General features: G+C 69.3%; 8 protein-coding genes. 5 read left to right on the top strand and 3 right to left on the bottom strand.

Features of this window, described 5'->3' with window-relative positions; translation table 11 throughout:
- Window positions 1-202: 202 nt before the first annotated feature.
- The 3 genes from EDD40_RS36585 to EDD40_RS36600 form a co-directional block, all read right to left on the bottom strand.
- Window positions 203-1,465: a vWA domain-containing protein gene (locus EDD40_RS36585; protein WP_123746923.1), complete on the bottom strand. Its 1,263-nt coding sequence runs from the start codon at window positions 1,463-1,465 to the stop codon at window positions 203-205.
- Window positions 1,466-1,549: 84 nt separating this feature from the next.
- Window positions 1,550-2,338 (bottom strand): helix-turn-helix domain-containing protein, encoded by a 789-nt coding sequence (locus EDD40_RS44030; RefSeq protein ID WP_170185330.1) that lies wholly within the window; start codon window positions 2,336-2,338, stop codon window positions 1,550-1,552.
- A gap of 534 nt (window positions 2,339-2,872) precedes the next feature.
- Window positions 2,873-4,033, bottom strand: coding sequence for an ROK family transcriptional regulator (locus EDD40_RS36600; RefSeq protein WP_123746924.1), 1,161 nt, complete (start codon window positions 4,031-4,033; stop codon window positions 2,873-2,875).
- Between the two features lie 945 nt (window positions 4,034-4,978).
- On the opposite strand from EDD40_RS36600, the gene EDD40_RS36605 reads away from it, so the two are divergent.
- From EDD40_RS36605 to EDD40_RS36625, 5 genes are all read left to right on the top strand, one after another.
- Window positions 4,979-6,277: an ABC transporter substrate-binding protein gene (locus EDD40_RS36605; protein ID WP_123746925.1), complete on the top strand. Its 1,299-nt coding sequence runs from the start codon at window positions 4,979-4,981 to the stop codon at window positions 6,275-6,277.
- A 179-nt stretch (window positions 6,278-6,456) separates the two neighbouring features.
- Window positions 6,457-7,356: a carbohydrate ABC transporter permease gene (locus tag EDD40_RS36610; RefSeq protein ID WP_211348318.1), complete on the top strand. Its 900-nt coding sequence runs from the start codon at window positions 6,457-6,459 to the stop codon at window positions 7,354-7,356.
- Entirely contained in the window at window positions 7,353-8,246 is an 894-nt protein-coding gene (locus tag EDD40_RS36615) for a carbohydrate ABC transporter permease (RefSeq protein ID WP_123746927.1), read from the top strand. Before EDD40_RS36610 ends, EDD40_RS36615 begins: the two co-directional genes overlap by 4 nt.
- An 86-nt stretch (window positions 8,247-8,332) precedes the next feature.
- Window positions 8,333-9,499, top strand: a complete 1,167-nt coding sequence (locus tag EDD40_RS36620) for an ROK family transcriptional regulator (protein WP_123746928.1) — start codon at window positions 8,333-8,335, stop codon at window positions 9,497-9,499.
- A 293-nt stretch (window positions 9,500-9,792) separates the two neighbouring features.
- Window positions 9,793-11,787, top strand: a complete 1,995-nt coding sequence (locus EDD40_RS36625) for a beta-galactosidase (RefSeq protein WP_123746929.1) — start codon at window positions 9,793-9,795, stop codon at window positions 11,785-11,787.
- Window positions 11,788-11,804 lie beyond the last annotated feature (17 nt).

The raw sequence follows: 11,804 nt of genomic DNA on the forward strand, positions 1-11,804 counted from the left end.
AACCGTCGCGACCGTCCCCGTCGGTAGGCCCGCCACCAGGTACCCGCCGACCGTTCGGAGACCCTGAACACCTCTGCGGCCTGCCACAGGGCTTGACCACGGGGATGGCCGTCGACTCTTGGCGCGACGACATCCGGGGGGCGGGCCTTCCGCAGGCCCGCCCCCCGGGACGATCATGTCTGTTCAAGACCGTCCTCGACGCTCACTGCGGCGTCGGGGTGACGTCGATCCTCCTCCAGGCGATGTTGTTGTTGTTCTTGACGTTGGTCTCGGAGTTGGGTCCTTCGGCGAAGGCCATCGGGTCGCTGTAGGCCACCCAGCGGGCCATGAAAGTCCAGTTCCCGATGGTCGGTTTCCACGGGATGACCGCGGTGGTCGGCGTGATCGCGTTCGGTGGGACGTCAAGTGCTTTGGAGCCGATCTCGGTCCACAGGGCGGGCCAGTGCCCGCCCGGTCCCTCGTTGAGGGAGCGGTAGAGCTTGAGCACACCGTGCGAGGTGGCGGCGTTGTTCCCCTTGGGGCCGGGGCTGTGGACTTCGACGTGGAAGAACACCGGTGTCTGGGCCACGTCGGTGGCGACGGCGTCCGGGGGCGGGCACGAGGGCAGGGTGCTGGTCGTGCAGAGCCGGATCGCCGGGCTGTTGCCCGCGGAGGCCCTCGGTTCCACGCCGGTGTCGGTGTCGACGTCGCGGATGTAGGCGTCGGTGCGCGGGCACCGGCTCAGCGCGTCCCGGATCGCGTCGGCGCTGTTCTCCTCGTTGGTGCCGATGTACTGGCCGTCGGTCCCGGTGCTGTAGCCGTTCATGATCGCGGCGATCTCAGGGTCCAGGGCGTCGGTCGGCGCGAACGAGTCGGGTACCTGCACCGCGATGATGCGGATGCCCTCGCCGAAGGCGCGTTCGGTCGCCTCGATGGCATTCTTGAGGTCGCCGTCGTCGTGGTTGTCGTCGAAACCCGCCGGTTTGGCGTCGGTGATCAACACGATCGTCTTGAAGGCGTGGGGGCGCCATGGACCCGGGAAGTCCCCGACCTGGTTCAGTCCGGCCTCGCGGTTCTCGACCGCGGTGACCAGGGCCTCGTCGGAGGCCTCCGGGAGGCCGAGGCCTCCCCACGTCCAGTTGAGCAGCGCAAAGTGGGTGTCCATCTGGACCTTGTTGTCCGCGGTGAGCGGCGACTTCACGGTGAGGTCGGTGTCGAACCCGATCAACCCCATGCGGTAGTCCCCGCCGGAGGCGGCCTCGACGGCTGTGGTGATTTCATCGCCCTGCGCTTTGAGTTCGAGCAGCGTGTTCTTCATGCTGCCCGTGGTGTCGAGAAGGAACGCGACGTCCATTGGGCAGGGCAGTGCGGCGGCTGCGCCGTGGGCGGCCACGGCCTGGCCTGACACCCCCGGCGCCACCAACAGCGGCGTCAACGCCCCCGTGAGCGCTGCGACCAGTGCGGATTTTCGGAAGGCCTTGCGCATGTTTCCCCCTTCGTCATGGCCTGTCGAAGGAACAAGAGGACGTTGGAGGTACACCAGATGCTCACCCGATCCGGTTAATCCCTGTCAGCTGGTCCAGCGGCAGGTGGGTCGCCCGCTTGCATGGCGGCGTGCTGGATGGCCCGTTCGGGTCCGGCTGCGCTGCCTGCGTCTTCGAGGTCCAGGACGAGTTTTGGCGGCTGGGGTGACCCATGCCGCGGTCGGTCGCGTGGTGGCGCCGAGCACGCGGCCCCGGCGATTGGCGTGCTCGATGACCGCGAGCAGGTACAGGCGGGTGCTGTTCAGGGTGGTGGTCCCGAAAAAGTCGCAGGCCAGGAGCGCGTCGGCCTGTGCGCAGAGGAAGGCTGACCATGTCGTCGTGGTGCGTTCGGGTGCCGGGTCGATTCCGGCGTCCTCGAGGATCTGCCATGCCGTGGATGCGGCGACATTGATGCCGAGCACGAGGAGTTCGCCGTGGATGCGGCGGTAGCCCCAGGTGGGATTCTCTCGTGCCAGGCGCAGCACCAGGAGCCGGATCGAGCGGACGGTCCGTGGTCGACCGGGCACCTTGGGACGGGACTTGGCGGCGTGGCTGCGCGCTCGGAGGTCCCGGTGCCACCGCAGAATCGTCTCCGGGCGTACCAGTAGTCGCAGTCGACGAAGCGCTTGCACCGGGAGTCGGTGCAGCAGGGCCGCGAGAAAAGCCCGGTCGGCGGGGGAGAACCGTGGACGGTCGCCCTCGAGTCGCCGTTCCAGGACGGCGATCTGATGCCGCAGCGCCAAGATCTCCGTGTCCTTTTCCTGGCCGTTCATGGGCAGCAGGCGCAGCAACGCGAACGCGTTGGTCACGCCGAGGTAGGCCAGTCGGAGCAACACAGCCGGTCATCATGCCGCGTCAACCGACGGCACTGCGGATGGCAGCCGTCACCGTGAGCGCTTGACGTCTCTTGGGCTTATACGTCCTCTACCTGTATGGATGAAGTTATCGGCAGGCACAACGTCGGCGCGTAAAGCAGTCCCACTTACGGGCTACGAATCTGCGATGCCAGGTGACCTGGGTACCCGGCGTAACCGAGAAGATCTCCGGCCACCGACGACGATCCGCCAACCCGCACAGGGCGGCGAACCAGAACCGTCTGCGGGCTCGTAGTGGACCGGACCCGTGAGTTGTCGACGGCACGGACAGCAGTTGCCGGGTCACCTCGAACAGCAGGGACAAGATCGCCCGGACATGTTCTCAGGACGGTGAAGCCCGCGCTCTACCAGCGGCGATTACTTATCGAGCGGCACAGGCGTTGGCATCCGACCTCGGACGAGACGGAGCGATGTCACCGGCTATTTGTCAACTTGTGGCACTAAATCGCCGGTCCGCGCCGCCTGCCACGCACGCAGGACCGCGCGCTGCGGCGGTCAGAACTGGAGGCAGTCCCTGATGGCGAGGACGGCTGCGGCGCGCGCCCACTCGGTGAACTCGAACGGTTGGATGTCGATGGTCACTGGTGTGGCGGTGGGGTGCAGGGTCGCGGCGATCGCGGAGTCCATTGCGGGTCGGGCCAGCTCGGCCACGGGGACGCCCTCGCCGGTGATCACGATCTTCTCGGGGTCGAAGGTGTTGGCGAGGGTGGACACGAGGATGCCGAGCGCGTATGCGGCGTCCCGGAAGGCGCGCACCGCCGCTGGGTCGCCGGTTCGCGCCAGGGCGACGACTGCCTCGTAGTCGAGGCCCGGGGTGCGCAGCGCTCCGACGATGGCGGCGTTGGGCAGGAACGCGGTGACGCAGCCGCGGTGGCCGTACTCGCAGAGCGGGCCGTCGCGGTCGATCGGCAGGTGGTCGAGGCGTCCGGCCTTGCCGTGGCCCCCGGTGACGACCTTGCCGTCCACCACGAGGCCGAAGCCGATGCCGACGCCGACGGTGATCAGCGCCATCGATTCGAACCCGGCGCCCACGCCGAACCAGTGCTCGGCCGCGGTCAGGCAGCGCACGTCGTTCTCGGTCGCGACCGGCACGCCGAGCCGCTGTTCGGCGAGGTCGGCCAAGGCGATCCGGTGCCAGCCGAGGAACGGTGACTCCACGACGACCTGGCGACCGGTCGAGGTCGCCACGTCACCGGCGAGGGCGATCCCCGCCGCCGCGACGTCGGGGCGGCCTTCGACGAGGCGTTCGCGAACGCGGCCGACCTGGGCGATGACGTCCTCGACGGTCTCGGAGTCCAAGGCCTCGTCGTGGGAGGCGAGCACACGGGCCTCCAGGTCGGTGACCGCGGCGTAGAGGCGGTCCGCGGTGAGGTTGACGCCGAGGAAGCTTCGTCCCCGTGGCCGGATGTGGAGCAGTTCCCCGGGCCTGCCGGCCGCTCCGTTGGGCTCCGCGGTGCCTTCGGCCACCAGTCCGTGCTCCATGAGTTCGCGGGTCACGCGGGTGAGGCTCGTGCGCGACATGCCGAGTCGGCGGGCGATTTCGGCGCGGGGCATCGGACCGTGGATCAGCAGCTCGCGCAGGGCGCCCCGCTCCCCGCTGTTCAAGGCGGGCCACGAGGTCGGGTTCGCGGTCGGCGCCGTCGAGGTGCTCGCCATGCCGTACCTCCTCCATATGTAACAGGTTGATCGCGGCCGAACGCGGGGTGATCGATGAAGGGCCAGGTTACCGAGATGTGGGCACTCTTTCGCTACCCAGATTAGTCACGCAGGTTGGCAAACTGCCCGCAGGTACGTAACCTGCACCACATCGAGTTCGGGTCACCGTCAACACCGCGCCTGGTCCCGCCGACGACCACGATGGCGGGGAGGCCCGCGTCGTGGCGGCGGACGTGAAGGGAAGGCCATGTCGGGCACGTCACCCCCAGGGTCTAGCAGAACCCGCAGGACCGTCATCGCCCATGCGGTCGCCGTCACCGACACCGGTGACGAGCTGTTGCACGACCTCACCCCGAGCTGCGTCGAACCCGGCAAACAGTCGGTCGCGCACCACCGGCACGCCGGCCTGACCAAGGGCGGCCGGACGATCACGGCAAGGTTCCCGGACTGGACGCACGACGTCCGACTCGGGACTCCATCCTGGTCCGGGTCCATCGGGACCCGCGCCCGGCGGGGCCTTCGAAGCCGCCTCGGTTCCCGGTAAGGCGGCCTGACGCGGGGGCTCGGCCCGCAGCCATCCGGGTCTCCACCGGCCTGGCGGTGGGTGTCCCGGCAGCGACAGACCGGGCACCTGGGCTCCGCTCCCTCACGACAGGCGGAATCGAGCCCGTCCTGCCGGTGTGGACAGTCGCTTCCGGCATCGATCCCTCGCCACTGACGAGTCCGGGTGATCGTGCCGCTCTGCTGCGGCCTCCTTCGAGGTCACCACCTCGCCGTCCTGGTCCACCGCGCACGCGTGGTGGTGGGACTCGCCGACGTCGATCCCGACTCGCACCAAGGGCGATCCGCCACGCCGGCACTCCCCGTCGAACCTGATTCCGGACCGGGGCGTGCGGAACGACGGGCGGCCAACCCCGAACAACACCAACCTTGAGGAAAACCACGATGAGAACAACGATGCTGCGCCGCACGGCGTCCGCCGTCGCCGCCGCGACCGCCGCGGCCCTGGTGCTCGCGGGCTGCTCGACCGAAGGGTCCAAGCCGGCGGCGGACGGCAAGATCGTCCTGGAGATCGCGACGTTCGGCGACTGGGGATACGCCCCCTACATCGAGCAGTGGAAGGCCAAGCACCCCGACGTCACCGTCGAGTACGAGACCGCCGGAGGCGGCGACGACCAGCGCGAGAAGCTGCTCAACTTCCTCGGTCAGGACTCGGGACTGGCCTGTGTCGAAGCGCTCGAGGTCGACTGGCTCGGGGAGCTCAAGCAGTTCTCCGACCGCTTCGTCGACCTGGCCGACCCCGAGCTCGAGGACCGGTGGTTCGACTGGAAGTCGGAGATGGCGACCACCGATGACGGCAAGGTCGTCGGCTACGGCACCGACATCGGCCCTCAGGCTGTCGCGTACCGCGCCGACCTGTTCAAGGCGGCCGGTCTGCCTTCCGATCGTGAGGCGGTCGCCGAGTACCTCGGCGGCGCCGACGCGACCTGGGAACGGTTCTACGAGGTCGGCGCGGAGTTCACGACGAAGTCCGACGCGGCCTGGTTCGAATCGGTGCAGGGCGCCTACACCGCCATGATCAACCAGGTCGAGCACGCCTACGAGAACGAGGACGGCACGCCCAAGGACCTCGCCGGCTCCGAGGTCGAGCGGATCTTCCGGACCGTGCTGCGGCACGGCACCGAGCAGAAGCAGTCCGCGGGTCTGGCGCAGTGGTCCTCCGACTGGAACGCCTCCTTCAAGCGCAACGACACCTTCGCCGTCGTGCTGGCGCCGTCGTGGATGGCGGGCACGATCAAGGGCAACGCAGGTGAGGGCTTCGTCGGCTGGGACATCGCCAACGTCTTCCCCGGCGGCGGTGGTAACTGGGGTGGGTCCTACCTCTCCGTCCCGGCCCAGTGCAAGCACCCTGAAGAGGCCAAGGACCTGGCCGCCTACCTCACCTCCGCCGAGGTGACGCTGGACCAGGCCGTGAAGAACGGCGGCGGCACCCCGAGCCAGGTCGAGGCGATGAACTCCCCGAAGCTCCTGCCGCTGACCAACCCGTTCTTCGACAACGCGCCCACCGGCCGGATCTGGGCCGATCGAGCCGCGGCGGTCAAGGTCGTCCCGTTCAAGGGCCCGAACTACAAGAAGGTCCACGACGTGGTCGTCGCCGGTCTCAACCGGGTCGACGTGGACAAGTCGCAGAGCGTCGACCAGTCCTGGGCGCAGGTCCTCTCCGACCTGAAGTCGCTCAACTGACGGGGCAGGCAGACGGGCCGGGTCGGCACGGCCCGGCCCGGTCCGCCGGAAACGACACGGAAACGGAATCCCTGATGAGAACCACTCACGAGCCGGCGACAGGGTCCAGAGCCGCTGCGCCGGCCCCGGAACGCTGGCACCCGCGCGGCGGCTCCAGGCGACGGTCCACGGCCGGCGGGATGGACCTGCGGGTCTCGCCATACCTGTACATCGCGCCGTTCTTCGTCCTGTTCTTCCTGTTCGGGCTCGCGCCGATGTTCTACACCGCGTGGGTCGCCCTGCACGAATGGCACCCCATCGGCGGGCAGGGTGACTTCGTCGGCCTGGCCAACTTCACCGCGGTCCTCGGCCAGGGCATGTTCTGGAAATCGGTGTTCAACACCCTGTCGATCTTCGTCTTCACCGCGGTCCCGCAGTTGATCGCGGCGATCTTCATCGCGGCGGTGCTGGACGCGAACCTGCGGGCCGGGACGTTCTGGCGCATGGCCGTCCTGCTGCCGTACGTGGCCGCCCCGGTCGCGGTGGCGATCATCTTCTCCAACCTGTTCGGCAACCAGTTCGGGCTCGTCAACAACCTGCTCGCCACCGTCGGTCTACCGCAGGTCCAGTGGACCGGCTCCTCGACGGCCAGCCACGTCGCGATCTCCACGATGGTCTCCTTCCGCTGGACCGGCTACAACGCGCTCATCCTGCTCGCCGGCATGCAGGCGATCCCCCGCGACCTGTACGAGGCGGCGGGCATCGACGGTGCGAGCCGGCTGCGCCGCTTCTTCTCGGTGACCATCCCGATGCTTCGCCCGACCCTCATCTTCGTGATCATCACCACCACCATCGGCAACCTGCAGATCTTCGACGAGGCCCGCATCTTCGGGGGCGCCAGTGGCAACGGACCCGTCGGCGGCGCCGACGGCCAGTGGAAGACGATCACGCTCTACCTGTGGGAAGTCGGCTGGCGCCAGGCCAACCTCGGCCGCTCCGCCGCGATCGCCTTGCTCCTGCTGCTCTTGATCGTCCTCATCGGGCTGATCAACTTCCTGGCCGCTCGGAAAATCGCCTCGGACACGGGAGCCAAGCGATGACCACGACCCTCGAAAGCAGGGCCCGACGGGCCACGTCGCGCTCGGGCAAGCGGCGGGAGACCTTCGGCGAGGCCCGTCGCCCTGGGTGGGCCACCTACGTGACGCTCATGACCGTCGCCGCAGTCGGCGCGTTCCCGTTCTACTGGACCATCGTGGTCGGCAGCTGGACCAACGACGTGATCTACTCCGACGAGCTCACGCTCACCGTCGGACCCAACCTGATCGACTCGATCCGACGGGTCCTCACCGCCGACATCAACCTCGTCGCCGCGACCCTGAACTCGCTGGTGGTGTCGACCACGACCGCGCTGGCGGTCGTCCTGTTCTCCACGCTGGCGGGGTTCTCCTTCGCGAAGCTCCGGTTCCGCGGCTCCAACGCCCTGCTGGTCGCGGTCATCGCCACCATGGCCGTCCCCGCCCAGATCGGCGTCGTCCCCCTCTTCCTGGTCATGAACCACCTCAACCTGCGCGGCAGCCTCCTGGCGGTCATCCTGCCCGGCCTGGTCACCGCGTTCGGCGTGTTCTGGATGACCCAGTTCCTGCGCGGGGCGCTACCCGACGAGCTCATCGACGCCGCGCGCATCGACGGCGCCTCGCTGATCAAGACGTTCTGGCACGTCGCCCTACCGGCCGCCCGCCCGGCCGCGGCGATGCTGTTCCTGTTCACCTTCGTGGGCAGCTGGACCAACTTCTTCTGGCCCTACATCATCCTCGACAGCAAGAGCGCCACGCTGCCCGTCGCTCTTCAAGGACTCCAGTCGCAGTACTACACCGACTACCCGCTCATCCTCACCGGAGCACTGCTCTCCACCGTCCCCCTGTTGGTCCTCTTCGTGTTCGCGGGCAGGCAACTGGTCGCGGGCATCATGGCCGGAGCCGTCAAAGGCTGACATCAGTCCCCGCCTCGTCACCACCCGCCGTACCGTTCAGGTCGGCGAGCGGGAGCGTGCTTCCGCGGTCGCGTACGGTGACGGGCATGGCACGTCCTACCGTCGTCGATGCTCCTGGAGGCAACGCTCAGGCTTGGCCTCGCCTTTCCGCGTCGTCACGCGCGGCGCTGCGGCTGCTGTTGACGCGTGGTGGGCTTCCGCGTGCCGAGATGGCCCGCATGCTGGGCCTGTCGCGAACCAGCCTCACGAGGGTCACCCGGGAGCTGCTCGAGGCAGGGCTGGTGCGGGAGGGCGTGGTCGAGTTGCGGGCCACGACCGGCCGCCCTTCGGAGGTCTTGGAGGCGGTGGTGTCGGCTCACCACTTCCTGGGGATCAAGCTCACCGGTGACGCGCTGCACGCGGTGGTGACGGACCTGGCCGCGACGGTCCAGGGGCATTCGAGCGCGGCGCTCGCCGCGCAGGACGTCGACCACGTGGTCGCGCAGATCGCCGCCCACGTGAACGAGGTCCGGGGTCGGTTCCCGCGGCTGACGTCGATCGGGATCAGCCTCGCCGGCGTGGTGACCGGCCCGCCGGGTGGGGAGGTGGTCCACCAGTCGCCGTTCCTCGGTTGGACGGGCGACGTGCCGCTCACGCAGCTGGTCGCGCGGGCGACGGGATGTCCGGTGGTGGTCGAGAACGACGTGAGCGCGTTGACGGCGCTGGAGGCGTGGAGCCGGGTCGGCGCCGGTGTGTCGTCGATGGCACTGGTCACGATCGGTGAAGGGCTGGGGTTCGGGTTCGTCGTCGACGGGCGGGTGGTGCGTGGCGCGCACGGCGCCGCCGGGCGGCTGGATCACGTGGTCGTCGTTCCGGACGGGCCGGTGTGCGAGCGCGGTCATCGAGGGTGCGCGAGCGCGCTGCTCAACAACGGCGCGGTGGTGCGCAACGCCGGTTCGACGTCCGGCGACTACGGGGCGGTCATCGAAGCGGCACGCGCCGGTGACGGTCCGGAGCGCCGGGCGGTCGAGGCCGCCGGCGTGGCGCTGGGGCGGCTCATCGGCCTCATCCAGAACACGGTCGACCCGGAGAAGGTGGTGCTGACCGGTGACGGCCTGGACACCTACCGGGTCGCGGCCGAGGTGGTGCACGCCGAGGTCGAGCGGATCACCGAGGGCGGGCCGGGTGGCACCGTGTTCGACGTGCAGGCGTTCGACTTCTCGGAATGGGCGCGCGCGGCGGCGGGAACCGCGATCTTCTCCCTGCTGATCTGAACCCGTCATTTTGTCACTCAGGTTGACAAACTTCTGGCGTGGCCCTTAGCGTGTCCTGGGCCGAGCGATCGACTCGGCCCGGGCACCGTGCAGCTCGGACGTGTCGCTGTCCGTCAGGACGCCCACCGGCTCACCGTCGGGCTGTGCACCCTGCTCTCCGAGGGCTCGGATCACCGGCCCCCTGCTCGCCGGCCATCGCCGGAGCGGCCGTCGCGATCATCCAGCTCGTGACGTTCGTCCTGCGCCTGCAACGGTTCCCGGAAGCTCGACCTGCTGACTGGAGGACTCACGGGATGACGACGCACTGGCCCACCCCAGGGCTCGGCTTCGGCGGTGACTACAACCCCGAGCAGTGGTCGCCGGAAGTGTGGGACGAGGACGTCCGCCTCATGACCGAGGCGGGCGTGAACGTCGTGACCCTCGGCGTGTTCAGCTGGGGCGCCCTCGAAGTGGCCGACGGCGTGTTCGAGTGGACGTGGCTGGACCGGATCATCGACCTGCTGCACCGCAACGGGATCTCGGTCGACCTCGCCACGCCGACCGCCGCGCCACCGCTGTGGCTGCACGCCGCCCACCCCGGGATCCTGCCCGTGAACGCCGACATGACGCGGCACTGGCCGGGCGCGCGGCTGGGGTGGTGCCCGAGTTCGGCCACGTTCCGCCGCTACGCGCTGCGCATGACGAAAGCGCTTGCGAAGCGCTACGCCGCCCACCCGGCGGTGGTGCTGTGGCACGTGAGCAACGAACTCGGCGGCGGGAACGGGCGTTGCCACTGCGACGAGTCGCTCGCCGCCTTCCGGGGCTGGTTGCGCGACCGCTACGGCTCGCTCGACAACCTCAACCGCGCCTGGGGCACGGCGTTCTGGGGACACCACCTCGCCGACTGGGACCAGGTTCCCGCGCCGCGCGGCGGCGAGGCGCACAACCCGGCGCTGGTGCTGGACTACGACCGGTTCTCCTCGGACGCGCTGCTGGACCACTTCCTGGCCGAGCGCGACGTCATCCGCGAGTTCGCCCCCACCACCCCCATCACCACCAACTTCATGGTCGGTACCCAGCAGGACATCGTCGACTACCCGCGCTGGGCGCGGCACGTCGACATCGTCGCCAACGACCACTACACCATCCCGAACGACCCGCTCTCGGCGCAGGACATCGCCTTCTCCGCGGACCGGATGCGCGGCATGGCCCCCGGTCGCGGCCCCTGGCTGCTCATGGAGCACTCGGCCAGCGGCACCGCGTGGAACCGCGTCAACCGGGCCAAGGCCCCGCGCGAGCTGATCCGGGACAGCCTCGGGCACATCGCGCGCGGCGCGGACGGCGCGCTGTTCTTCCAGTGGCGGACCTCGTTGCGGGGAGCCGAGCAGTTCCTCCAGGGCATGGTGCCGCACGCCGGCTTCGACTCCAAGATCGGCCGTGAGGTGCGGGAGCTGGGCGCGGTGCTGGGCCGCCTCGCCGAAGTGCGGGGCTCGACGGTGGAACCGGCGCGGGCCGCGCTGCTGTTCGACGACGAGGCCGCGTGGGCGTTCTCCCGAGGGCTTAAGCCGCACAACGAACTGCGCTACGGCGACGAACCGCGCGCCTGGCACCGTGCCCTGTGGACCCGCAACGTCCTGGTCGACGTCGTGCCCCCGTGGGCCGACCTGGGCGGCTACGACCTGGTGGTCGTGCCGACGCTGTTCCTCGTGGACGACGAGTCCGCCGAACGCGTCGCCGAGGTGACACGACGCGGTGGTGTGGTCGTGGTGACCTGGATGTCGGGGATCGTCGACCACGAGAACGCCGTGCGGCCCGGCGGTTACCCCGGCGCGTTCCGCGAACTGCTGGGCGTGAGCTCGGAGGAGTTCTTCCCCCTCCAGCCCGGTGAGCGCGGCCGACTCGACTCCGGGGCGGCGTTCCACTCGTGGTCGGAACTCATGGACGTCCACGACGCCGAGGTCATCGCGCGCTACGCCGGAGGTCCGCTGGCCGGCGGGCCCGCGCTGACCCGCCGCGCGGTCGGCTCTGGCGCCGCCTACTACGTCTCGTGCGCTCTCCAGCCGGCGAGCATGGACGAGTTCGTCGGGCACGTGCTCGACGACGCCGGCATCGAACCGTCCGGTCGTGGAGCGGGACTGGACGTCGTGCGCCGCGAGAAAAACGGCGTCACGTGGGTCTTCGCCCTGAACCACGGCGAGGGGGAGCGTCGCGTCGCGGTGAAGGGCGTCGAACTGGTGACGGGGGAGGTGGTCGACCACGAACTGGTCGTGCCGGGCCGCGAGGTGAGGGTCGTGCGGGAGAGCCGATGACCGGACCCGGGCTTTCG

The organism is Saccharothrix texasensis, assembly GCF_003752005.1.
GTDB lineage: Bacteria > Actinomycetota > Actinomycetes > Mycobacteriales > Pseudonocardiaceae > Actinosynnema > Actinosynnema texasense.

Bases quoted from the DNA above. Each gene is read 5' to 3' on its own strand.
- EDD40_RS36585 (WP_123746923.1), bottom strand. From the start codon at position 1,465: ATGCGCAAGGCCTTCCGAAAATCCGCACTGGTCGCAGCGCTCACGGGG.
- EDD40_RS36610 (WP_211348318.1), top strand. From the start codon at position 6,457: ATGGACCTGCGGGTCTCGCCATACCTGTACATCGCGCCGTTCTTCGTC.
- EDD40_RS36605 (WP_123746925.1), top strand. From the start codon at position 4,979: ATGAGAACAACGATGCTGCGCCGCACGGCGTCCGCCGTCGCCGCCGCG.
- EDD40_RS36625 (WP_123746929.1), top strand. From the start codon at position 9,793: ATGACGACGCACTGGCCCACCCCAGGGCTCGGCTTCGGCGGTGACTAC.
- EDD40_RS36615 (WP_123746927.1), top strand. From the start codon at position 7,353: ATGACCACGACCCTCGAAAGCAGGGCCCGACGGGCCACGTCGCGCTCG.
- EDD40_RS36600 (WP_123746924.1), bottom strand. From the start codon at position 4,033: ATGGCGAGCACCTCGACGGCGCCGACCGCGAACCCGACCTCGTGGCCC.
- EDD40_RS36620 (WP_123746928.1), top strand. From the start codon at position 8,333: ATGGCACGTCCTACCGTCGTCGATGCTCCTGGAGGCAACGCTCAGGCT.